The sequence below is a fragment of the Streptomyces qaidamensis genome (genome assembly GCF_001611795.1).
GTDB classification, from domain to species: domain Bacteria; phylum Actinomycetota; class Actinomycetes; order Streptomycetales; family Streptomycetaceae; genus Streptomyces; species Streptomyces qaidamensis.
In genome coordinates, this window is the sequence record NZ_CP015098.1 from 3377487 (window position 1) to 3399608 (window position 22122).

Annotated in this window: 20 protein-coding genes and 1 tRNA gene; 11 read left to right on the top strand and 10 right to left on the bottom strand. The window is 72.3% G+C overall.

The features are described 5' to 3' along the window. The first annotated feature begins 10 nt into the window (after positions 1 to 10). Positions 11 to 919 (top strand): carbohydrate ABC transporter permease, encoded by a 909-nt coding sequence (locus tag A4E84_RS14765; protein ID WP_062927022.1) that lies wholly within the window; start codon positions 11 to 13, stop codon positions 917 to 919. A gap of 97 nt (positions 920 to 1016) precedes the next feature. Continuing rightward, complete coding sequence (locus A4E84_RS14770; RefSeq protein ID WP_062927023.1) at positions 1017 to 2453, top strand: GH1 family beta-glucosidase; 1437 nt, start codon at positions 1017 to 1019, stop codon at positions 2451 to 2453. Between the two features lie 55 nt (positions 2454 to 2508). Here A4E84_RS14770 and A4E84_RS14775 read toward each other — a convergent pair whose 3' ends face one another. The 6 genes from A4E84_RS14775 to A4E84_RS14800 form a co-directional block, all read right to left on the bottom strand. Then, the gene (locus A4E84_RS14775; protein ID WP_062927024.1) at positions 2509 to 3825 is read right to left on the bottom strand and encodes a glycoside hydrolase family 36 protein; all 1317 of its coding nucleotides are present in this window, start codon (positions 3823 to 3825) and stop codon (positions 2509 to 2511) included. A gap of 25 nt (positions 3826 to 3850) precedes the next feature. Further along, a complete protein-coding gene (locus A4E84_RS14780) occupies positions 3851 to 4738 on the bottom strand; it encodes a carbohydrate ABC transporter permease (protein ID WP_062927025.1) in 888 nt (295 codons plus the stop codon). Next, complete coding sequence (locus A4E84_RS14785) at positions 4735 to 5718, bottom strand: carbohydrate ABC transporter permease (protein ID WP_062927026.1); 984 nt, start codon at positions 5716 to 5718, stop codon at positions 4735 to 4737. The genes A4E84_RS14780 and A4E84_RS14785 overlap by 4 nt, the downstream gene beginning before the upstream one ends. Positions 5719 to 5749: 31 nt before the next feature. Next, complete coding sequence (locus A4E84_RS14790; protein WP_062927027.1) at positions 5750 to 7063, bottom strand: ABC transporter substrate-binding protein; 1314 nt, start codon at positions 7061 to 7063, stop codon at positions 5750 to 5752. Between the two features lie 186 nt (positions 7064 to 7249). Continuing rightward, positions 7250 to 8647, bottom strand: a complete 1398-nt coding sequence (locus A4E84_RS14795) for a sensor histidine kinase (RefSeq protein ID WP_062927028.1) — start codon at positions 8645 to 8647, stop codon at positions 7250 to 7252. Then, positions 8644 to 9348, bottom strand: coding sequence for a response regulator transcription factor (locus A4E84_RS14800; RefSeq protein WP_062927029.1), 705 nt, complete (start codon positions 9346 to 9348; stop codon positions 8644 to 8646). The genes A4E84_RS14795 and A4E84_RS14800 overlap by 4 nt, the downstream gene beginning before the upstream one ends. 140 nt (positions 9349 to 9488) lie before the next feature. Here A4E84_RS14800 and A4E84_RS14805 point away from each other — a divergent pair, with 140 nt between their 5' ends. After that, entirely contained in the window at positions 9489 to 10010 is a 522-nt protein-coding gene (locus tag A4E84_RS14805) for a hypothetical protein (protein ID WP_062927030.1), read from the top strand. Between the two features lie 49 nt (positions 10011 to 10059). Here A4E84_RS14805 and A4E84_RS14810 read toward each other — a convergent pair whose 3' ends face one another. Together A4E84_RS14810 and A4E84_RS14815 are read right to left on the bottom strand one after the other, a co-directional pair. Further along, entirely contained in the window at positions 10060 to 10929 is an 870-nt protein-coding gene (locus tag A4E84_RS14810; protein ID WP_062927031.1) for a spermidine synthase, read from the bottom strand. Between the two features lie 128 nt (positions 10930 to 11057). Further along, positions 11058 to 11453 carry a hypothetical protein gene (locus tag A4E84_RS14815; protein WP_062927032.1) on the bottom strand — a complete coding sequence of 132 codons (396 nt, stop codon included), beginning with the start codon at positions 11451 to 11453 and terminating at the stop codon, positions 11058 to 11060. Positions 11454 to 11750: 297 nt separating this feature from the next. Between A4E84_RS14815 and A4E84_RS14820 the strand changes: the two genes are divergently transcribed. Then, the gene (locus tag A4E84_RS14820) at positions 11751 to 13202 is read left to right on the top strand and encodes a hypothetical protein (protein ID WP_062927033.1); all 1452 of its coding nucleotides are present in this window, start codon (positions 11751 to 11753) and stop codon (positions 13200 to 13202) included. Between the two features lie 16 nt (positions 13203 to 13218). On the opposite strand, the gene A4E84_RS14825 is transcribed toward A4E84_RS14820, so the two are convergent. Beyond that, positions 13219 to 13842: a histidine phosphatase family protein gene (locus A4E84_RS14825; RefSeq protein WP_062927034.1), complete on the bottom strand. Its 624-nt coding sequence runs from the start codon at positions 13840 to 13842 to the stop codon at positions 13219 to 13221. Between the two features lie 201 nt (positions 13843 to 14043). On the opposite strand from A4E84_RS14825, the gene A4E84_RS14830 reads away from it, so the two are divergent. The 7 genes from A4E84_RS14830 (at position 14044) to A4E84_RS14860 (ending at position 20490) form a co-directional block, all read left to right on the top strand. After that, complete coding sequence (locus A4E84_RS14830) at positions 14044 to 14997, top strand: phosphatase PAP2 family protein (RefSeq protein WP_062927035.1); 954 nt, start codon at positions 14044 to 14046, stop codon at positions 14995 to 14997. Then, complete coding sequence (locus A4E84_RS14835) at positions 14948 to 16081, top strand: hypothetical protein (RefSeq protein WP_062927036.1); 1134 nt, start codon at positions 14948 to 14950, stop codon at positions 16079 to 16081. The genes A4E84_RS14830 and A4E84_RS14835 overlap by 50 nt, the downstream gene beginning before the upstream one ends. Further along, positions 16072 to 17664, top strand: a complete 1593-nt coding sequence (locus A4E84_RS14840) for a hypothetical protein (RefSeq protein WP_062927037.1) — start codon at positions 16072 to 16074, stop codon at positions 17662 to 17664. The genes A4E84_RS14835 and A4E84_RS14840 overlap by 10 nt, the downstream gene beginning before the upstream one ends. Beyond that, entirely contained in the window at positions 17661 to 18995 is a 1335-nt protein-coding gene (locus A4E84_RS14845; protein WP_062927038.1) for an AAA family ATPase, read from the top strand. Before A4E84_RS14840 ends, A4E84_RS14845 begins: the two co-directional genes overlap by 4 nt. Positions 18996 to 19336: 341 nt before the next feature. Then, entirely contained in the window at positions 19337 to 19705 is a 369-nt protein-coding gene (locus A4E84_RS14850) for a hypothetical protein (protein WP_062927039.1), read from the top strand. 124 nt (positions 19706 to 19829) lie between these two features. After that, positions 19830 to 20426 (top strand): bifunctional DNA primase/polymerase, encoded by a 597-nt coding sequence (locus tag A4E84_RS14855; RefSeq protein ID WP_062927040.1) that lies wholly within the window; start codon positions 19830 to 19832, stop codon positions 20424 to 20426. Beyond that, a tRNA-Lys gene (locus tag A4E84_RS14860) sits at positions 20417 to 20490 on the top strand. The genes A4E84_RS14855 and A4E84_RS14860 overlap by 10 nt, the downstream gene beginning before the upstream one ends. A gap of 133 nt (positions 20491 to 20623) precedes the next feature. On the opposite strand, the gene A4E84_RS14865 is transcribed toward A4E84_RS14860, so the two are convergent. Then, positions 20624 to 21889, bottom strand: coding sequence for a M6 family metalloprotease domain-containing protein (locus A4E84_RS14865; protein ID WP_062931455.1), 1266 nt, complete (start codon positions 21887 to 21889; stop codon positions 20624 to 20626). Positions 21890 to 22122 lie beyond the last annotated feature (233 nt).

The window sequence follows — 22122 nt, forward strand, 5'->3', positions numbered from 1 at the left end:
AGAACCGGCCGTGACGACGACCCTGACGAAACCCCCGGCCGACGCGGTCCCCGAGCCGCCGAAGCGGTCACGCGGCATGAAGGCCGCACGCGCGGGCGGGCAGCTGCACGCCGGCCCGGTGGCGTACGTCATCCTCGCCCTCTTCACCGTCATCTCGCTGTTCCCGCTGGTGTGGACGGCGATCGCCGCCTCGCGCGACAACCAGCGCCTGGCGCAGACTCCGCCGCCGTTCTGGTTCGGCTCCGGCCTCTTCGACAAGCTCGAAGTGGCCTGGACGGACGCCAATCTGGGCGAGGCGTTCCTCAACACCACCCTGGTGGCCGGCATTTCGTCGTTCACCATCGTGTTCCTGTCGACGATCGCCGGATTCGCCTTCGCCAAGCTGCGCTTCAAGGGCCGCGGTGCGGCGATGCTGATCGTGATCGGCACGATGATGGTGCCGCCGCAGCTCAGCATCATCCCGCTGTACATGATGGTCGCCAAGCTCGACTGGACGGACCAGCTCCAGGCGGTGATCTTCCCGTCCTTGGTGAGCGCGTTCGGTGTGTTCTTCATGCGGCAGTACCTGATCCAGGCGCTGCCGGACGAGATCATCGAGGCGGCCCGGGTGGACGGCGCGAGCAGCTGGCGCGTGGTGTGGCACGTGGTGTTCCCGACCGCGCGACCGGCGATGGCCGTCCTGGGCATGCTGATGTTCGTGCAGACCTGGAACGACTTCCTGTGGCCCTTCCTGGTCCTGACCCAGACCGGCAATCCGACCGTGCAGGTGGCGGTGGCGGGGCTGGGACGCGGCTACACCCCCGACCAGTCCCTGATCATGGCCGGCGCCCTGCTGGGCACACTGCCGCTGCTGATCGTCTTCGCGATCTTCGGCAAGCAGATCGTCGGCGGCATCATGCAGGGCGCCGTCAAGGGCTGAGCCCTGCTTTCCCAGGGGCCGAGCCACAGCCGCCTCGGCCCCTTTCCTCCCCTCCCCCTCCACTCGTCGGTCCATACGACCCCTTGGGAGCGCTTCCATGCCTGACTCCGAGAACCCGGCCACTGCGGTGACCTTCCCGCCCGCCTTCCTGTGGGGCGCGGCGACGTCCGCGTACCAGATCGAGGGCGCGGTGCGGGAGGACGGCCGTACGCCGTCGATCTGGGACACCTTCAGCCATACGCCGGGCAAGACGGCCGGTGGTGAGACCGGTGACATCGCTGTCGACCACTACCACCGCTACCGCGACGACGTGGCGCTGATGGCGGAGCTGGGCCTGGGCGCCTACCGCTTCTCCATCTCGTGGTCGCGGGTGCAGCCGACCGGCCGGGGCCCGGCCGTGCAGAAGGGCCTGGACTTCTACCGGCGGCTGGTGGACGAGCTGCTGTCCAAGGGCATCAAGCCGGCCGTCACCCTCTACCACTGGGACCTGCCGCAGGAGCTGGAGGACACGGGCGGCTGGCCGGAGCGTGACACGGCGTACCGGTTCGCGGAGTACGCGCAGATCGTCGGCGAGGCGCTGGGCGACCGGGTGGAGCAGTGGATCACGCTCAACGAGCCGTGGTGCAGCGCGTTCCTGGGGTATGCCTCCGGGGTGCACGCCCCGGGCCGTACGGACCCGGCGGCCTCGCTGCGTGCCGCGCACCATCTGAATCTGGCGCACGGGCTGGGCGCGTCTGCGCTGCGGTCGGTGATGCCGGCCCGCAACACGGTCGCGGTCAGCCTCAATTCCTCGGTGGTGCGGCCGCTTTCGCAGGACCCGGCGGATCTGGCGGCGGCCCGCAGGATCGACGACCTGGCCAACGGCGTGTTCCACGGACCGATGCTGCACGGCGCCTACCCGGAGTCCCTGTACGTGGCGACGGCGTCCCTCACGGACTGGGACTACGTCCTCGACGGCGACCTGGAGCTGATCAACCAGCCGCTGGACGCGCTGGGCCTCAACTACTACACGCCCGCGCTGGTCTCGGCGGCGGACGCGTCGGCGAAGGCGCCGCGCGCCGACGGCCACGGGGCGAGCGACCACTCGCCGTGGCCGGCCGCGGACGACGTCGCCTTCCACCAGACGCCCGGCGACCGCACCGAGATGGGCTGGACGATCGACCCGACCGGTCTGCACGAGCTGATCATGCGCTATACCCGGGAGGCACCGGGCCTGCCGCTGTACATCACGGAGAACGGCGCGGCCTACGACGACAAGATCGACTCCGACGGCCGGGTGCACGACCCGGAGCGGGTGGCCTACCTCCACGGCCATCTGTCGGCGGTCCGCAGGGCGATCGCCGACGGCGCGGACGTCCGCGGCTACTACCTGTGGTCCCTGATGGACAACTTCGAGTGGTCCTACGGCTACGGCAAGCGCTTCGGCGCGGTGTACGTGGACTACGCGACGCTGGAGCGCACGCCGAAGACGAGCGCCCGGTGGTACGGCCGGGCGGCGCGGACCGGGGCCCTGCCCGAGGTCGAGGCGGTCTGACCGACGGGGGAACGGGGCGCGGCACGATTAGGGGAGTGCCGCGCCCCACTCCGTCTCAGTGGTGGGTGCCCGACAGCAGGCGGCGGGTCGTCTCCACGCCCCACCGGTCCAGGGACAGCAGACGGTCGCTGGAAGCCATCAGGCCTCCGGTGGACTCCACATGGGCCGCCCACCGCTCACGGGTCTCGACCGCCGGGCGGGCCATCAGGCAGTCCGGGTCGTTGGTCCAGAGCCGGTTGTGCTGCCACTGGCGGGCCGCTCCCGTGAACTCGGCCGGGTCCTGGCCGGGTTGGCTGTAGTCGTCGGCTTCGGGGCGGCGGTGGGGTGCCGTGTCCGGGCTGACGCGCATGGCGTCGAACAGGCCGATGGAGGGGAGCATCGGGGCGCCGCAGCCCAGGAGGTAGGCGTCCTCGCCGATCGCCTCGCGGATCAGGGCGATGCCGGCCCGGTAGGCCGTGAGGGCGTCGGTGTCCGCGTGGCGTATGCCGTCCAGGGCGCCCGCATAGAGGAAGTCGGTCTTGAAGTAGTCGTAGCCCTCGGCGCGCAGGGTGGTGAAGACCTCGGTCAGGTACGCGGCCGCGTTCGGGTGGGTGGTGTCCAGGACGCGCAGGTCGTGGCCCCAGTTGCGGCCGGCGTGCGCGAAGCCGCCGGTGGTGTCGCGGACCAGCCAGTCGGGGTGCGCTGCGGCCAGGTCGCTCGCCGGGTCGACGAGGAACGGGGCCGTCCAGATGCCGGCGCGACGGCCGCGGGAGCGGATCTTCTCGGCGATCCCGGCGCGGGAGCGGAAGCGGCCGGAGAGGGTGAGCCAGTCGCCGAGGGCCCGCTGGTAGCCGTCGTCGATCTGGACGACGTCGACGGGCAGGTCGAGGGTGTCCATCGCACGGAGGTTCTCGTGGATGTCGTCCTCGGTGACGGCCGTGAAGTACTCGTACCAGGAGCACCAGACGGTCGGTGCCGGGCGGGAGGCGTCGAGGCCGAGGCCCGCGGCCCAGTCGCCCAGGACCGACTGGACGTCCGGGCCGGTCCACTCCTTCACCGGGCCGTCGGCGCTGATCTCGGCGACCCGGCCGTCCCCGCAGACCAGCCGGATTGACGGCACCTTACGCGTCGGCTCGGCCGCCGCCCACAGCCGGACCGGTGAGCCGTCGCCGGGGTCGAGCGCGAGCAGGCCCTCGCCCTGGAAGGTGCCGGCGGGGACGGTGGCCCCGGGGCGGTAACAGACCGTGGCCCAGTTGGCGTTGGCTGGGCGGTGGGGCGCCGCGTCCAGGGCGTAGGCGCCGCTGGGGCTCCAGGACTGCCAGCCCTCCTCGTGGACGCTGGCCCTGTGCGGGTTGACCGGCACCGAAGCGACCGGGGTGAAGGGGTGGTGCACGGGGTTCTCTTTCGGGAAGCGGGCGTCAGCCCTTGTTGGCGCCGAGGGTGAGGCCGCTGACGAACTGACGCTGGAGCGCGAAGTAGACGATCAGGGTGGGGATCGCGGTGAGCAGGGCGCCGGCGGCGACCAGGTTGGGGTCGGTGAAGTACTGGCCGGAGAGGTTGTTCAGCGCCGAGGTGATCGGCATGTTCTCGCCGGTGGAGATGAGGACGATGGCCCAGAAGAAGTCGTTGTAGATCCAGATGGACAGCAGGGTGGCGAGGGCGGCCATCGCCGGCTTGCACAGCGGCAGCACGATCTGCCAGTACAGCCGCCAGACGGAGGCGCCGTCGACGAGGGCCGCCTCGGTCAGTTCGTGGGGCAGCGAGCGCATGTAGTTGCTCAGCACGAACGCGCAGAACCCGGACTGGAACGCCACGTGGATGAGCACCAGGCCGAGTGCTGAGTCGTACAGCTTGCCGCTCATGGTGATGCCGGGCAGGTCGATCAGCAGGTAGAGCCGGTACAGCGGGGTGATGATGACCTGCTGGGGCAGCAGGTTGCCGGCCGTGAACACCAGCAGCAGGAACAGGTTGACCCGGAAGTCGAAGCGGCTGACGTAGAAGGCGACCATCGACGACAGCAGCAGCGTCAGCAGCACGGCCGGGACCGCGATCAGCAGCGTGTTCCCGAAGTAGTGCAGCATGTCCGACTGCTGGAAGGCGTTGGTGAAGTTGTCGAAGGTGAGCTTGTCGGGCCAGGAGACGTAGCCCTTGGTGCTGGTCTCGGCGTACGGCCGCATCGCCGCGAACAGGGCCCACAGCAGGGGCGCGAGCCAGGCCAGGGCCGTGACGACGAGGAAGGTGTGCAGCAGGACCCGGGCGGGGCGGATCGGTGTGCGCTGTTTGCGCGGGGCGCTCAGGGTGCTCATGCGCGCCGCTCCTTCCGGAAGGTGGCGATCAGGTACCGGATGATCACCACGAGCGAGATCACCAGCAGGACGACGGCGATCGCGGAGCCGTATCCGATGCGGCTGGACTCGCCGATGATGTTGTTCGTCACCAGGATCGACAGCAGTTCGGTGCCCTGGGCGCCCTTGTTGAAGACGAAGACCAGGTCGAAGGCGCGCAGCGCCTCGATGATCGTGACGACCAGCACGACGGTGTTGGTGGGCCGCAGGGTCGGGAAGACGACGTTCTTGAACGTCTGCCACTCGTTGGCGCCGTCCAGGGCGGAGGCCTCGCGCAGGGCGGGATCGACGCTCTTCAGGCCGGCCAGGTAGAGGATCATCATGTATCCGGCGTGCCGCCAGGACGCGGCGATGAGCACGGCCCACAGGTTGAGGTCCGGGTCACCGATCCAGTCGATGTAGTGGCCGGGCTTGTTGGCGCCGATGATGCTGTTGATCAGGCCCGTGTCGGGGTTGTAGATCAGCTGCCAGACGAACCCGATGACCGCCAGCGACATCACGACCGGCAGGAAGAACGCGGTCTGGTAGACGCGGCTGAAGCGGATCTTCTTGTCCAGCTGCACGGCGAGGAACAGGCCGAAGGGCGTGGGCAGCACGATGAGCACCACGAACCAGATCACATTGTGCTCGACGGCGGGCCAGAACTGCGGGTTGCTGGTGAACAGCTCCCGGAAGTTCTGCAGTCCGACCCACTTGATGGAGTCGAAGCCGATGCCGTCCCAGGTGGTGAAGGCCAGCGCGATCGAGGCCAGCGCCGTCAGCCACACCAGGGCGACGTGCAGGATCGTGGGCACACCCGCCATCAGGCCGAGCGTGAGGCGGTCGCGGCGGGTGAGCAGCCGCCGGTGGCCGTGGGGCGCCTTGGCGGGCGCGGGTGTGGGGGCGGGCCCCGGAGCCGGCTGGGTGGCCGGCTCCGGAGCCTTCGCGGGGGTGGCAGTCATGTCGGATCCGAGTCGTCGAGTCTCCGTTCGGTCAGGAGGAGGCGAAGATCGTCTTCTTCTGGCGTTCGATCGACGAGAGGATGCTGTCGACGTTCTTGGGGTTGCGGACGAAGTTCTGCAGCGCGGGCTGCATCACCGTGGAGGTGAAGTCCGGGCGGGAGTCGCGGTCCATGAACTGCGTGAGGCTCTTCGCGCCGGAGATCATCTCGTACGCCTTCTTCTGCAGCGCGGTGTAGGAGGAGGTGTCGGCCTTGGTGGAGGCGGCCACCACGTTCGGGTCGGACTTCAGGTAGATCTGCTCGGCCTCGGGGGTGCCCAGGTACTCGAGGAGCTTGACGGCACCGTCGCGGTTCTTCGGGGCCTTGGAGAGCATGAAGCCGTCGGTCGGCGCCTCGACGGTGTCCTGCCCGAACTGCGGGTCGATCTCCGGGAAGGCGAAGAAGTCGAGGTCGTCCAGGTCGGCCTTGTTCGTGAACTGCTGGCCGACGAAGGTGCCCAGGAGGTACATGCCGGCCTTCTTGGCCACCAGTGTCTGCGCCGCGTCCTGCCAGGTGCGGCCCACCGCGCCCTCCTGGTGGTAGGGCAGGAGCTCCGTCCAGTGGTCGAAGACCTTGCGCACCTTGGGGTCGGTCCAGGAGGCCTTGCCGGCCATCAGCTCGACGTGGAAGTCGTAGCCGTTGGTGCGGAAGTTGATCTGGTCGAAGGTGCCCATCGCGGGCCAGGCGTCCTTGTCGCCGAAGGCGATCGGCACCAGCCCGTCCTTCTGCATCCGCTTGCACAGGGCGGTGAAGTCGTCCCAGGTGGTGGGGACCTCGTAGCCGTGCTGCGCGAAGACGCTCTTGCGGTAGAACACCGCCCACGGGTACGTGTACAGCGGCACGAAGTAGTACTTGCCGTCCTCGCCCTTGCTGAGCTTCTGCATCGCCTCGGGGAAGTTGCCGCCGATCTTCTGCCACACGTCGTCGATCGGCGCGGCCAGCTTCTTCGAGGCGAAGAACTGCATGCGGTAGCCGGCGAACCAGGTGAACACGTCGTCGGGCGTGCCCTGCAGATAGGAGTTGATCTGCTCCTGGAACGTGTTGTGGTCCTTGGTGTTCACGTCGACCTTGATGCCGGACTTCTTGGTGAAGGCGGCGTAGATCTCCGCGAACGCCTTCTTCGGCACGGCGTCGGACGAGTTGGAGCCGAGAGTGACCGTCTTCGGGTCGGCGGACGATCCGCTGCCGCCGCAGGCGCTCAGCAGGGGTATGCCGGCGCCGAGCAGGGCGGCGCCGCCCACGCCGCGCAGGAGAGTGCGGCGGCTGGGAGCGGAGAGGGAGGCTCCGGAGGGAGAGAGGTCGTGCATGGACGGCTCCTGAGGGCAGGGTTCGGCCACGAGGGTGTGGCGTGAGATCCAGCCGTAATCGACCAGAAATCAACTTGACCGAACACGGTGGCGCAATGACAGCCGCATGTCCGGTCATGCGTCAAGAGCCGTTCCCTTCATTTGTCGAAACGTGACCGTCTCGTAAAGGCGGCTCGGTGGGAGTGTTCAGTGGGACCGGGAGCGGTGGTGTACGGCCGCGAGCCGGCCGGGGCGGCGGCGCCGCGGCTGCCGGTGCCCTCCGGTCGCCGGTGCGCGGCCGTCCAGCTGGATCCAGATGCGCACCTCCGTGCCGCCGAGCACCGAGGAGCCGATCCGTACGTCCCCGCCGGTGGACTCCGCCAGCCGGCGCACGATGTCCAGGCCGAGCCCGGTCGAGCCGTCGCTCCCGGAGCCGCGGCCCCGCGCCATCGCGGCCTCGGGGTCGGGTATGCCCGGGCCCGCGTCGGAGACGAGGACGATCACCGCGTCCTCGCCGTTGTGCACGTCGACGGCGAAGGCGGTGCCCTCCGCGGTGTGCCGGAAGACGTTGCCGAGCAGCGCGTCCAGCGCGGCGGCCAGGTCGGCCCGGGCCACGGGTATGCGCACCGGCCGGTCGGCCCCGGCCACCCGCCACTTGCGGCCCTCGTCCTCGGCGAGCGCCGACCAGAACGCCATCCGCTCCCGGACCACCTCGGCCGCGTCGCACCCGGCGCCCGGACCGGCCGCGGCCGTCTGCGGCTTGGCCTCCCGGGCCGTACGGATGATGGTGTCGACCTCGCGCTCCAGCTGCTCGACCGCGGTGCGGGTCTGGTCGGCGGCCGGTCCCTCGCCGAGCGAGGCGGTGTTGAGCCGCAGCACGGTCAGGGGCGTCCGCAGCCGGTGGGACAGGTCGGCCGCCAGCTCCCGCTCGTTCGCCAGGAGCTGGACGACCTGGTCGGCCATGGAGTTGAACGCGACCGCCGCGAGCCGCAGTTCGCTCGGGCCCTCCTCGGGGACGCGGGCCCCCAGCCGGCCCTCCCCCAGGTCGTGTGCCCCCTCGACCAGGCGCTGCGCGGGCCGGACCATGCGGACGCCCAGCCGGTCGGCGACCGCGACCGAGCCGAGGATCAGCGCCACCCCGACCGCGGCGAGCACCGCCCAGGCCGTGCCCACACCGTTGGTGACGTCGGACTCCGGCACGTACACCTCGACGACCGCGATCCTGCCGGTGCTGAGGGCGACCGGCTGGAGCAGCGTCGAGCCGCCCGTGACGCCCGTGGTGGAGGCGCGGCCCAGCTTCCGCACAGCCGCGATGTCGGCTTCGGCGGCGCGCCGGCGCCCGAGTTCGAGGGCCTCCTGGCCGTCGCCCGCCGGGAGGTGCACGGCCATCCCGGCGTCGGAACCGGCGGAGGCGACGACCCGCTCCAGCTGGTCGCGGTCGGTGGTGATGGACAGGGCGGGGGCGACCGCCGCTGCCTCCCGCTCGGCGCCCGAGAAGGCACGGTCGCGGGCCATCTCGCGGATGACGAGTCCGAGCGGCACCGCGAAGGCGACCACGACCATGGTGGTCACCGCCAGCGACACCTTGACCAGGGCCCACCTCATCGGGGAGCACCCGCCCCCGGTGGATCGAGCTTCACACCGACGCCCCGGAGGGTGTGCAGATAGCGCGGGCTGGCCGCCGTCTCGCCCAGTTTCCTGCGCAGCCAGGACAGATGGACGTCGATGGTCTGGTCGTCGCCGTAGGACTGCTGCCACACCTCGGCCAGCAGTTCCTTGCGGGGGACGACGACGCCGGGCCTGCGGGCCAGAAAGGCGAGCAGGTCGAACTCGCGGCGGGTGAGGTCGAGTCGGGCGCCGTCCAGCTCGGCCTGGCGGCGCAGCGGGTCGACGGTCAGGCCGCCGACCCGGATCATGGGGGTCGGCTCCCCTTCCGCGGCGCCGGAGCGGGCGCGGCGCAGCACGGCCGCCATGCGGGCCGAGAGGTGCTCGACCGAGAAGGGCTTGGTCAGGTAGTCGTCCGCCCCGGCGTTCAGCAGCCGGACGATCTCCGTCTCGTCGTCCCGGGCTGTGGCGACGATCACCGGCACGTCGGTGATCCCGCGCAGCATCTTCAGGGCCTCGGACCCGTCGAGATCGGGCAGTCCGAGGTCCAGGATGACCACGTCGAAACGGAGGTGGGCGACCTCGCGCAGCGCCTCCAGTGCCGTCCCGACGCTGCGCACGGTGTGCGAGGCGTCGGTCAGGTGCCGGATCAGCGCCGAGCGTACGAACTGGTCGTCCTCGACCACGAGCACACTTGCCATGCGCCGCACCGTACGCCATCTCGAACAGCCGGGTGCGGGCCTGTGGACAACTCCCCGGCTGGGGACAACGGACCACCGCACACCCCCTTTTGCAGGCATTGCGTGGGGCACGTGTGGCGCGTGAGGCAGTATGGCCCGCGATGCGCAGAGGACTCGTACACGTACTGGCCTGGCTGCTCGCCACGGGCGCGGCGGTCACGCTGTCGTGGTGGGGCGTCCACACGGTGATGACGGGGACGGCCTACGATCCGCCCCGCGCGCTGCCCATCAAGGCCGCCGATGCGGCCACCCGGGAGCCGAAGGCACTGGCCACGCCGCCGGAGCGGACGCCTCCGCCGAAGCGGCGGGAGCCGAGCACGCCCCCGGCGTCCACGGCCGGGAGGCCGAGCCCCGCTCCCACGCCCTCGCCCAGCACCGCCCCCGCCGCCCCCGCCGCCCCGGGCCGGGTGAAGAGCTATGACACCGACGGCGGCCGGGCGGTCTTCGATCTCGGGAAGACCTCCGCCTCGCTCGTCTCGGCGACGCCCGGGGCGGGCTGGTCGATGCAGGTGTGGAAGACGGAGTCGTGGATCCGCGTGGAGTTCTCCTCGGGCGCGGACCGGGTGTCGGTGTTCTGCACGTGGCACGACGGGCCGCCGCGGGTGGAGATCGGGACCTACTGAGTGCCGCGGGCGGCCGTCGGCGCCTCTCTCGACCGAGCGCCGCAGCCTGTCATCTGAACACCGACGCCGGTGGCGCCGGCGACGCCACCGCCGCGATGTCCGTGACGGGCGCGGCCCCTCCGGTGAAGTCCGTGAGCGTCCTGCCGTGCTCGACCCGGGCGGGATGCGGGTCGGAGGCGGCGAGGCGGGTGAGTTCGGCTGTCGGCAACGGGTGGTCGGAGGCGACCAGGACGGCGTTCCCGAAGCGCTTGCCGCGCAGCACCGCCGGATCCGCGACCAGTGCGAGCTGCCCGAAGCGGGCGGCGGCGGTGGCGATCTGGCCGCGCAGGTGCGCGAGCGGCGGTCCGTCGGCGAGGTTGGCGGCGTGGACACCGCCGGGCTTGAGGGCCCTGCGCACGTCGTCGAGGAATTCGGTCGAGGTCAGGTGGGCCGGTGTCCGGGCCCCGCTGAACACGTCGGTGATGACGAGGTCGGCCCAGCCGTCCGGCACCTTGGCGAGACCCTCGCGGGCGTCCGTGGAGCGCACCCGTATGCGCGCGTTCGGATCCAGCGGCAGCTCTCGGCGGACCAGTTGGACGAGGGGGGCGTCCCGTTCGACGACCTGCTGGGTGGAGCGGGGCCGGGTGGCGGCGACGTAGCGGGCGAGGGTGAGGGCGCCGCCGCCGAGGTGCACGGCGTGCAGGGGCCGGCCGGGCGGGGCGACGAGGTCGATCACGTGCCCGAGGCGGCGCTGGTACTCGAAGGACAGGTACGCCGGGTCGTCCAGGTCGACGTGCGACTGCGGGGCTCCGTCGATCACCAGGGTCCAGGCCCGGGGCCGCTCGCGGTCGGGGATCAGCTCGGCGAGCCCGCCGTCGACGCTCTCGACGACGGCCTCCGCACCGGCCTGTCTGCGCCGGCCGCCCTTGGACTTTCCCATGGGCTCATTATCGGGGTGGCCTGCTAAGCAAGGTGTACGGTCCCGCGGCCCGGTGGCCTGCTAAGCAAGGTGTACGGTCCCGCGGCCCGGTGGGCGTGGGCCCCCGCGGCCCGGTGTCCGTGGGCGCCTCAGCGGCAGCTGTCCGCCGCCTTGATCATCCGGGCGGCCTCCCCCAGGGCCTCGCGCAGCACCGCGGGGTCGGTCGCCAGGTCGGCCTCGCCGGGCGGCAGCAGCCAGTCCGGGCCCGCCCGGGGGGGGTCGGGCGCCAGGGGCAGTCCGCGTCCGTCGGTCTCCGTGCAGGTGCTCCCGGGCACGTCCCACGCGGCGGCCGTCCCCGGCGGCACCAGGAAGCCGAGGGTGTCACCACCGTCGTCGTGCAGCACGGGTCCCACCGCGTCCCCTGGTCCGCGCCGCAGGATGTCGACCGCCTCCAGACCCTGCCGTGCCGGCACCGTCACCACATCGCAGCAGGCCGCCGGTGTGCCCGGCGACGTACGAGGATCGTTGATCCGGCTGGTCTCCATCCGGCCTCCACCACGAAAAGCCCTGCTTGCACGAGCGGTCGGGAGTCGGGGGCCTCCCGGTCCGCGGAGTTCAACGCGGCAGTCCGTCAAGGGCTACGGCGGAAGTCAGCCGCAAAGAATGGCACTTCATGGCAGATCACGGATGAGATATCCGGTTTGTAGCCAAACCCAGCGTGGTGACTCCATCACAGCAGGTACGTTCTTGCTCGCCGGACACGGGGCGGACGATGCGGGCATATCGCAACAAGTCGCCCCACATCCGGCATGGTTCGACGGTTCGCACGGGAGGACCCGGCCATGGCGTCGTCATCGTTGACCTCGTCTCAACCCCACCGGCCGTCACGGCCGAACCTCGTCTTCCGGCGACTGCGCGGACAGCGCTCACCGGCCGAGTTCGCCGCGGCGATCCGCCGGGCCGGGCTCGAGATCGGCGAGCAGGTCAGCTGTGACGCGCGGTACATCGGCCGGGTCGAGTCGGGCGAGATCCGCTGCCCCAACTACGCGTACGAACGGGTGTTCCTGCACATGTTCCCAGGCCGCACGCTCACAGACCTGGGGTTCGCGCCCCGCTCGTCGGTACGCGGACGCCGGGCGCGCGAAACCGAGGGCGCGCCCCTGACGCGCACCGCGAACCCGGCGAACGCCACGAGTGAGACCAGCGGGGCGGGCGAGCCGTATGAAACGCAGAACCCGTACGACCCGCACCACCCGCACGACACCGACGAGGAGAGCGACGTGCTACGTCGCGCGTTCATGACCGGCGGAGGCGCCACGGTGGCCGCCGCCTCACTGGGGCCTGTCGGCCTCGCCCTCGACGCCGCGGCGGCGCAGCGCCCCGTGCACCGCGCCGGGGCGAGCGACGCGGGAGCCCTGGAAGAAGCCGTCCGCAGGATCCGGCTGCTGGACGACCGGCACGGGGCCGACGGCCTCTACCGTCGCGCCGCCGCCCCGCTGCGCGCGGCCTACGCCCTGCTGGACGCCGGCACGACCCGGCAGAAGACGGCGGACCGGCTCTACTCGGGCGCCGGTGAACTGGCCATCTCCGTGGGATGGCTGGCCCACGACTCGGGGCGCTTCGACGACGCCCGCTCGCACTACGCGGAGGCCCTCGCGACCGCCCGGATGACCGGCGACCCGGGCCTGGAGGCGCATGCCTTCTGCAACACGGCGTTCCTGGCGCGCGACGCGGGCCGGCCACGCGAGGCGGTCCGGGCGGCCCAGGCCGCGCAGCGCGTCGCCCGGCCGGTGGGCTCGGCCCGGCTGATGTCGCTGCTCGCGCTGCGCGAGGCGGGCGGCTGGGCGGGGCTCGCCGACCGCGTCGGCTGCGAACAGGCACTGGCCCGGGCGCAGGCCTTCTTCGAGCGGGGCTCCTCGGACGCCGACCCGGAGTGGATGAGCTTCTACGGGGAGGCCGAACTGGAGGGCCTGGAGGCGCAGTGCTGGTCCACGCTCGGGGACTGGCCCCGGGCGGCGCGGCACGCGCGCCGGGCCGCCGGGCTGCAGGATCCGCACTTCACCCGGAACATCGCCCTCTACACGGCTGAGCTGGCGGACGACCTCGCCCGCGGGGGCCGGCCGGACGAAGCGGCGGTGACAGGGATGCGGGTGCTGGATCTGCTGGAGGAGGTCCAGTCGTCCCGGGTGCAGACGATGCTGGCGGCGACGGCGCGCGTGCTGCTGCCGCACCGCAGGGCCTCCGGGGTGTCGGCGTTTTTGGAGAGGCACGCCTCGTCGGCGCGCACGGCCTGAGGGGCTGTGGCGAACGTCACGCCTGCCGCGCGACGCCCGGCACGCCCTGGGCCAGGTGCCCCAGGTCGTTCCAGCTCTCGATCGCCGGCTCCCCGTAGGCCCAGCCCAGCACCGACAGCGATGTGGGGTTCAGCCGGATCCGGGCCGCGAAGTCGATCGGGAGGCCCAGCCACCGTGCCCCGATGGAGCGCAGGATGTGCCCGTGGGCGAAGACCAGGACGTCGCGGTCCTCGGAGCGGGCCCAGGAGACCACTTCGTCGGCCCGGGCCGTGACCTCGGCGAGCGACTCCCCGCCCGGCACACCGTCGCGCCAGATCAGCCAGCCGGGCCGGACGGCCTGGATGTCCGCGGGGGTCATGCCCTCGTACGCCCCGTAGTCCCACTCCAGCAACGCGTCCCAGGTGCGCGCGCGGTCGCCGAAGCCGGCCAGTTCGCAGGTCTCACGCGCGCGTGCCAGCGGGCTGGTGCGGATCTCGACGCCGGCCAGGCCGTCGTACGGCGCCCGGTGCAGGCGCTCGCCCAGCCGCTCGGCGCCGCGTCGGCCCTCCTCCAGGAGCGGCACATCCGTCCTGCCCGTGTGCTTGCCGGACAGGGACCACTCGGTCTGTCCGTGGCGGGCCAGCAGGATGCGCGCGGCCATGGGGCACCTTTCCGGAAGAACAACGCGAGAAGAACGACACGTGGGGAACTCCTCCATCATCGCGCACGCCCCCCGCGGGCAACCCGGGGGGCGATCTCTGCGTCTTTGAGGGCCGGAGGCGCCCCCCGGGGCGCGGGTCCACGCCGTAAAGTGGCACGGCCGACCGGGCTACGCGTGATGACGAAGGGGGAGGACGATCGGATGCAGCACACCGAGACACCGGGCACCGAGGCGGCCCCCGCGCCCAGGCTGCGCTGGTGGACCGAGCTGCCGCTGATCCTTCTGGTGTACGGGTTCTACTCGGCCGGCCGGCTCCTCGCCCGCGGCGACGTCTCCGGCGCCGTCGACCACGGTCTGATGATCCTGCGCTTCGAGAAGGCGCTGTACCTCAACTTCGAGAACCCGCTCAACCGCCTCTTCACGCGCGAGGCCTGGATCGGCATACCCGCCGACTTCTGGTACGCGTCGCTGCACTACCTGGTCACACCGGTGGTCCTGGTGTGGCTCTTCCGCTCCCGGGCCGTGCGCTACCGCGCCGCCCGCACCTGGCTCATGACGTCCACCCTCATCGGCCTGATCGGCTTCACCCTGCTGCCGACCTGCCCGCCCCGGCTCCTCGACGCGAGCCACGGCTTCGTGGACACGATGGCGCAGTACAGCTCGTACGGCTGGTGGGGCGGCGCCGCGAGCGCACCGCGCGGCATGGGGGACATGACCAACCAGTACGCGGCCATGCCGAGTCTGCACGTGGGCTGGGCCCTGTGGTGCGGGGTGATGCTGTGGCGCTTCGGCGGTACGCGCGCGGCGAAGGCGGCCGGTGTCGCCTATCCCCTGATCACGACGATCGTGGTCATGGGCACCGCCAACCACTACTTCCTCGACGCGGTCGCGGGCGCGGCCGTCATGGGCGTCGGACTGCTGCTGGCACCCGCCGTGATGCGCACCTCGGACCGTCTCAAGGCGCGGTTCGTGCCGCGCGTCGCACCGGTCGCGGTGGACTCTTCCGCCGCAGGTTCCTCGATTGTCAGTGCCGGATGCCAGACTTCCGCGGGTGAGCGAATTCCACGGCAGCGCGAGGCGCGGCACGGATCCGGAGCCGAGCCGGGTGCCTCCCCCAAGGACGCGGGGGACGGCGCTCCGGCAGCAGCTCGCTGAGCTGCGCGGGCCCGACGTACCCGCGAAGGCACTGGACGCGCGTGCCCTGGCGGCGCTGGCCGCCAACCCCGGTTGTGCGCGGCGCGCGATCCTCGACGGCGCCGGGGTGAACAAGACGGCCCTGGCGAGCGCGCTGGGTTCGCCGTCGGCGTTCGGGCAGTCGCAGTTCGCGCTCACCAGAGGCAACGCCTTCGAGGCGAAGGTCAAGGCCGACGGCGGCGCGGAGCTGCTGCGGCTGGTGCACGAGAAGCTCGACCGATCCGCCGAGCCGCCCGCCGACGCGCGCGTGCCCGACCTGACGGCTTCCGGCCCCCAGGGCCGCACTGCCCGTACGGAGCTGGAGCTGCGGGAGGCCGCCGCGCATCCGGGCGCGTGGACGCTGCTCGACCATCCGATGCTCGCGCTGGACGTCGCGGGCTCCCCCGCTTTCCTTGAGCCGGACGCGGTGGTGGTCCATCCGGACGGCGGCTGGACGGTCGTGGAGATCAAGTCCTTCCCGCTGCTGGACGGTTCGGCGGACCCGGCGAAGGTCGGGGCCGCGGCCCGGCAGGCGGCGGTGTACGTGCTGGCCCTGGAGGAGGTCGCGGCCCGTCTCGCTCCGGAAGGGGCCCCGGCCCCGCGGGTGCGGCACCGGATCCTGCTGGTGTGCCCCCGGGACTTCTCCAACCTGCCGGCCGCGTCCGCCGTCGACATCCGCAAGCAGCGGGCGGTCACGGCCCGTCAGCTGGCCCGGCTGACCCGCATCGAGGACATCGCCGACGCGCTTCCCGAGGGCACCTGCTTCTCGCCGGAACTGCCCGTCGAGGAGCTGACCGCGGCCGTGGAGTCGGTCCCGGCGACCTACGCGCCCGAGTGCCTGTCCGCATGCGAGCTGGCCTTCCACTGCCGGTCCCGGTCCCGCCGGGAGGGCGCGGTGACCACGCTCGGGCGTCCGGTCCGTGCGGAGCTGGGCGGTCTGACGACCGTCGAGGAGGTCCTCGCGGCCGCGCGCGGCGAGGCGGGCGATCCCGGCGACCCGGCCGTGGCGGCCCTGCGGCGGGCGGCCGCCCTGCGCGCCGAGGCACTGGAGGCGGCGTGTCGCTGATCTCCACCCTGGCCCGGCTCGAAGCCGTCAGCACGGGCCGCGCCCAGCCCGCCGCCACCGTCCGGCACCGTCATCTCGGCGACCGCCCGCTGGTGTTGGTGCCGCTGATCACCGCCGGTGAGGCCGGCGCCCCGCTCGGCGCGCTGGTCGGCACCGACCGGGACGCACCGCGCCTGCTGGCCGTCCCGCAGCCCCGTGACCGCGACCTCAGGTTCGCATTCCTGGCCGAACTGGCCGGCGTCGTGCTGCCGTACATCGACTCCTACGCCGAATCCGTGGAGGCCGCCGAGCGCACCGAGACCGACCCCGAGACCGGCAAGCGCGTCAAGGTCGAGGTCGACCTGTGCGCGGACGCGCCGCAGCTGATCGTGCCGAGCCGCGCGGGCATCGACCTCGTGCGGCTGCTCGGGCGCTCGACGCGGTTCCGGCGTACGGCCGAGCAGGATCCGGAGGCCCCCTACCCGGCGCCGCCCCGGGTGCCGCTGCTCGGGCGGTGGCTGACGCACTTCGGGGAGCGGGCCCGAGTGCCCGGCTCCTCGCTGCTGCTGGCGATGACCGACCTCCTGGGCCGGCACTGGGTGACCGGGCAGTCCACCCTGGAGGACCAGCACCTGGGGGCCCTGCTGGCCTGGATCGACCCGCCGGAGGGCGTCACCGGCGCCGAGGCCGCGCTGCGGGCCGAGCTGGAGCGGGACGCGCAGGGGCAGCTGACGTGCCCGCCGGCCGGCCCGGCCACCGACCCGGCGTTCGACAACAAGCTGCTCGCCCCGGCCATCGAGCGCTACGACCGGGCCCGCACCGCCCTCGCCGCCGCGGAGGACGGCCTGGAGGCGGACGACCGGCTCGGGGCGCTGACCGCCGCCGAGCGGGAGATCCGCGACCTGGTGCTCAGCCGCACCCGGCCCACCTGGGACGCGGTCTGGCGGGGCCTGGACCTGCTGCGGGAGCTGCCCGAGGGGGCGCGGGTCGAGGAGCGGTGGACGCGTGACCGCTGGTCGTTCACCGGCCACCGCGACCGGGTGCTGGCCGGGGAGCCCCCGCAGCCGCGCCGCGACGACGCGGTCACCGCGGCGAACAAGCTCGCCACGCGCGAGCGCGAGCAGGCCCGGCTGGAGGCGCAGGAGGCCCTCGACGACCCGCTGGTGATGGCGGGCCGGCGGCTGTCCGGGGAGGCGTTCTCGGGTGAGGTCACCGATGTCGTGATGGCGTACAGCGACGGCAAGCGGCCGAGCCCCCGCCCCCTGGTCACGGTGCGTACGGACGACCGGCCGCAGCTCGGCGAGCGGACGAAGGTGTACCGGTCGCTGGGCGGGAAGCCGCAGTCCGCTGAGTTCGTGGCCCACGAGGAGGACGGCGCGTACGTCGTGCTGCGGGTCCTCGACAAGATGGGCCGCGGCAAGGAGCCCGAGCCGGGTTCGGTGCCGGAGAAGGGCGACCGGGTCTGCTTCACGCTCTTCGAGCACGAGCAGCGGGGCGGCGCGAAGCTGCCCGACCCGGAGGAGACGCCGTGGACGCACGGCGGGCCGCCAGGTGAGGCGGCCCTGGAGGCGGCCGACCCGGTGACCGAGGAGGATGTGCTGTGACCACGGTGTTCGACCCCTCGGCCGCCGCGGGGCGGGCCACCGACGCGATCCTGCGCGACACGCTGCACGGCACCGCGCGCGGGGTCGTCGTGGACTCGCCGCCGGGCGCCGGCAAGTCCACGCTGGTGGTCCGCGCGGCGCTGGAACTGGCGGAAGCCGGCCACCCGTTGATGGTGGTCGCGCAGACCAACGCCCAGGTCGACGATCTGGTCCTGCGGCTCGCCGAGAAGAATCCGGAGCTGCCGGTGGGCCGACTGCACAGCAGCGACTCCGACCCGTACGACAAGGCGCTCGACGGCCTGGAGAACGTCCGCAAGTCGGCCAAGGCGGCCGACCTCGCCGGGCTGGCCGTGGTGATCTCGACGGCGGCGAAGTGGGCGCACGTCAAGATCGACGAGCCGTGGCGGCACGCGATCGTCGACGAGGCGTACCAGATGCGGTCCGACTCGCTGCTCGCGGTGGCCGGGCTCTTCGAGCGGGCGCTGTTCGTGGGGGACCCGGGGCAGCTGGATCCGTTCGCGATCGTGGGCAGCGAGCAGTGGGCGGGTCTGGCGTACGACCCGTCGGCCTCGGCGGTGACGACCCTGCTCGCGCACAACCCGGACCTGCCCCAGCACCGTCTGCCGGTCTCCTGGCGGCTTCCGGCCTCGGCGGCGCCCCTGGTCTCGGACGCGTTCTACCCGTACACGCCGTTCCACAGCGGCACCGGCCCCGGCGACCGGACCCTGGCCTTCGGCGTGCCGTCGGACGGCTCGGGCCCCGACCGGGTGATCGACGAGGCGGCCGTGTCGGGCTGGGGCCTGCTGGAGCTGCCCGCCCGGCACACTCCGCGCACGGACCCGGAGGCGGTCGGGGCGGTGGCCACCGTCGTACGGCGGCTGCTGGACCGGGCGGGTGCGGCGACCTCGGAACGTTCCCCGGTCCCCTCGCCCCTCACCGCCGACCGGATCGCCGTCGGCACGGCCCACCGGGACCAGGCGGCCGCGGTCCGAGCGGCGCTGGCCGGCCTGGGCGTCACCGATGTGGTCGTGGACACGGCGAACCGGCTGCAGGGCCGGGAGTACGACGTCACGGTGGTCCTGCACCCCCTCTCCGGCCGCCCCGACGCCACGGCCTTCCACCTGGAGACGGGCCGCCTCTGCGTCCTGGCCTCCCGTCACCGGCACGCCTGCATCGTGGTCTGCCGAGCGGGGGTGACCGACCTGCTGGACGACTATCCGTCGACGGAGCCGGTGCAACTGGGGACGGTGGTGAAGTTCCCGGACGGCTGGGAGGCGAACCACGCGGTGCTGGCGCACCTGGCGGAACACCGGGTGGCGTGGCGGCCGTGACCGGCGCCGCCGGCTACGCCCTCCGCCCGCCCCGCCGGCCGGAGGCCGGTACGCCGCCGGAGGCCGCCGGAGGCCGCCGAGGGATGCAGCCCGGACGGCTGGGAGGCGAACCACGCGGTGCCTGCGCACCTGGGCGGAAGACCGGGTGGCGTGGCGGCCGTGATCTGGCCGGAACACGGCGCCTCCCGGAAGCCGTGACGAACACCGGGTGGTGGCGTGGCCGTACCCACTACCGCGATGCCCACTTGCGCGCCCGCGAGACAATGGACGGTGGCTCACTCCACCTGGGAGGTCCCCCGCCCGCGGGGGCGGGCCAGCGCGACGTACGAGGAGGAGAAGACATGGCGGAGCCCACGCCGCGTCGGAACGAACCGCGGCTACGCCCCGCGCCCCTGCTCTTCGAGCCGGCGGAGGCGGCCTCCGACCCTGAGCACTTCTTCGACCTCGAGTCGATCGACGACCCCCGGGCCCTGCTGGCCCGGGCGACGGAGCTGACGCTGGCGTTCCGGGCCGCGGCGGACCGGGCGGTGGAGTTCCAGGCGATGGCCGCGGCACAGCTGGCCGATCCGCGGAGGTTCGACCGGCTGACGACGGCGGACATCGCGGAGCGGGCCGAGTGGACCGAGGACTACGCCAAGAAGATGGTGGAGTTCGGACGGGATCTGATGCGGGGCGACGCCGAGGGCCGGGGGCCCGGCGAGAGCGCGTAGAACAAGCCCTTACCGATCACCTGGCATATGCCAGGCGGGCAAGATACTCCCTCCCACCCTCTCCTGTCCCGATTTCCCGCAACCCTCGGGAACGGGGCGCTCACGGCGGGTAGACCTGGGTGCCATGAGCAGCGCATGGAACGCCTCCGATGTCACCCCGTCCGGGGCAGCCTGGCTCGCCTCGGCAGGAACGTATCCGCGAAGCACGCTCGCCCTCTGGGAGGAGCGGCCGGACGCACCGGTCGTGCTGCCCTGCGGGGCGGTCTTCGACGTCGTCAGCGCGCCCTCGATGTTCGGCCGGCGGATGCTCGACCGGCTGTGGGACGACGGCCCGGGCTCGGGCCCGGTCGCGGAGTTCCGGGGGCGGATCCTGCTGTTCGCCGCGCCGGGGACGGCGCAGCGGCTCCCCGCCCTGCTGGAGTGGGAGGAGTGGGGCGCGCGGGACCGCCGGGAGACCAACCGCACGGACGCGGTACCGCCGCTGCTCTGCCACGGCACCGGCGACGCCGTGACCGTCCCGGCGCCGTCGGAGAGTACCTCCCCCGCCCGCCGCTCCGCGTCCCGCTGGCTCGTCGCCCCCGACACCCGTCAGCCCTGGCTCCCCGGGCCCGAGGTACTGCTCTGGGCGGCCGTCCGGGCGGCCCGCTCAGCGGTGCGGATTTCGATTTTTCCTCCCGCCGACCAGGGTGCTAAGGTCTACGACGTCAGCAGGCGCCGCTAGCTCAGTTGGTTAGAGCAGCTGACTCTTAATCAGCGGGTCCGGGGTTCGAGTCCCTGGCGGCGCACGTTGTCGGTGGCGGCTTGGGTTCGCGGAAAGCGCGAGCACAAGCCGCCACCGTTGTTTCTGCGCGCCTTCGCCGCGCGTCGTGGGGGCCGCGCCATCCACACCCCTGCCACTCGGCGTCGCACCTCCGCCTCTCAGCGCCCCACCGCGATCTTCACCGTCCACGCCCCCGACGCCGTGCGCCCCTCCACCTTCACCCGCACGTCGTCCCCCGGCACCGTGAAGCTCTCCCCGATGCCGATCGGCGCGTCCGCCAGGGGCGGGTAGACGGAGTCCTCCCAGCACGCGTCCGTGCGCGGATGGGCGTCGATCACCTCGATGGGCCCGCTCCCGGACTGCGCCCCGCCCCGCACCCGGTACACGAGCACCCCCTGCCGGCACGCGGCCACGTCGTTGCCCACCGGCCCGCGCGCCTCGAAGGCGAGCACACTGTCCGGCCCGGTCCGCACCACGGCGAGCTTGGTACCCCGCCCGAGACCGAAGGCCGGAGCCCCCGCGGTCCCCGTCGCCGGCACCCCCGGCCCCGCCGCCAGCGGCTCCAGGGTCAGCCGGGCGGGCCCGGCGTCCTGCACGCACCGCACCTGCCGCGGATCCAGCCAGCCCAGCTTCCACTTGTGCCAGGCGAAGAGGTCCGGGGCGAGTCCGAACTGGCTGCCCATCAGGTCCCAGTCCCCGACGTGCGTGTCCCAGTCGCCCTTGCCGTCCACGGGCCGGTGGTACAGGTCGGGCAGGTCGAACACGTGCCCGGTCTCGTGGGCGAGGACGAGCCGGTCCGGCGGATGCTGTTCGAACACCGTGACGATCCTGCGCAGGTCGGTGCCGTCGGCCCGCAGCGGGCTCGACAGGTTCACCACCTTGGTCGCGTCGGAGTCCACGCCGGGCGCGTCCGGGTCGGCGACGAAGTACACGACGTCATAGCGCGAGAAGTCCACCTGCGGATCGGCCACGGCGAGGGCGTCGCGCAGGTAGGCGGCCCGGTGCCCGGGGCTCCAGTCGCGCTGTATGTCGTACGCGGTGGACGGCTTCGGCATCTGGATCCAGTGCCGCAGCGCGTGCGGGCGCAGGGTGAAACGGCCATAGGAAGCACGTTCGAAGAAGCGGGTGGTCGCCGGGAAGTGGTCGGCGGTCAGCTCCTGCGGCGTGGTCAGCGGGTGGGAGTCCGGGAAGGACAGGAATACCATCACCGCGTCCAGCGACCGGGCCGGGCGCGGATAGGCGGCGTTCCAGGTGTCCAGGCCCTCGGAGTGGTGGGCGTCGGTCCGGGTCAGGGCGCAGGGCGCGGCCGAGTCGGGCTCGGCGGCGGAGGGGCCGGCGCCGAGGGAGGTGGCGGCGAGCGCCGACATGGTCGTGAACACGGCCGCGGTGCTGCGCAGTCGGGCGCGCGGAAACGGACGCGGCACGGGTACCTCCGGGTGCGGATCGCGGGACACCGCACCCAGCCTGTGATGATTTGTCGTACTGCGTCCTGTTTGCCTGCACCGGTCGGGTGAAGGGGGCGAAAAATCACGGAAGCCGACACCCCCGAAGTACTCACAGAACGTCACAACTGGTCGGCGGCCTGAAGAAGGCGTCCAGGCGCGTGCAGAAACGATCTGGCAGAAGGGCCGGTTGGCCGGGAAGACTGGACACCGGC

Excerpts from the sequence above, each read along its gene's own strand:
- A4E84_RS14770 (WP_062927023.1), top strand. The coding sequence starts at position 1,017 with ATGCCTGACTCCGAGAACCCGGCCACTGCGGTGACCTTCCCGCCCGCC.
- A4E84_RS14780 (WP_062927025.1), bottom strand. The coding sequence starts at position 4,738 with ATGAGCACCCTGAGCGCCCCGCGCAAACAGCGCACACCGATCCGCCCC.
- A4E84_RS14785 (WP_062927026.1), bottom strand. The coding sequence starts at position 5,718 with ATGACTGCCACCCCCGCGAAGGCTCCGGAGCCGGCCACCCAGCCGGCT.
- A4E84_RS14790 (WP_062927027.1), bottom strand. The coding sequence starts at position 7,063 with ATGCACGACCTCTCTCCCTCCGGAGCCTCCCTCTCCGCTCCCAGCCGC.
- A4E84_RS14795 (WP_062927028.1), bottom strand. The coding sequence starts at position 8,647 with ATGAGGTGGGCCCTGGTCAAGGTGTCGCTGGCGGTGACCACCATGGTC.
- A4E84_RS14800 (WP_062927029.1), bottom strand. The coding sequence starts at position 9,348 with ATGGCAAGTGTGCTCGTGGTCGAGGACGACCAGTTCGTACGCTCGGCG.
- A4E84_RS14805 (WP_062927030.1), top strand. The coding sequence starts at position 9,489 with ATGCGCAGAGGACTCGTACACGTACTGGCCTGGCTGCTCGCCACGGGC.
- A4E84_RS14810 (WP_062927031.1), bottom strand. The coding sequence starts at position 10,929 with ATGGGAAAGTCCAAGGGCGGCCGGCGCAGACAGGCCGGTGCGGAGGCC.
- A4E84_RS14815 (WP_062927032.1), bottom strand. The coding sequence starts at position 11,453 with ATGGAGACCAGCCGGATCAACGATCCTCGTACGTCGCCGGGCACACCG.
- A4E84_RS14820 (WP_062927033.1), top strand. The coding sequence starts at position 11,751 with ATGGCGTCGTCATCGTTGACCTCGTCTCAACCCCACCGGCCGTCACGG.
- A4E84_RS14825 (WP_062927034.1), bottom strand. The coding sequence starts at position 13,842 with ATGGCCGCGCGCATCCTGCTGGCCCGCCACGGACAGACCGAGTGGTCC.
- A4E84_RS14830 (WP_062927035.1), top strand. The coding sequence starts at position 14,044 with ATGCAGCACACCGAGACACCGGGCACCGAGGCGGCCCCCGCGCCCAGG.
- A4E84_RS14850 (WP_062927039.1), top strand. The coding sequence starts at position 19,337 with ATGGCGGAGCCCACGCCGCGTCGGAACGAACCGCGGCTACGCCCCGCG.
- A4E84_RS14855 (WP_062927040.1), top strand. The coding sequence starts at position 19,830 with ATGAGCAGCGCATGGAACGCCTCCGATGTCACCCCGTCCGGGGCAGCC.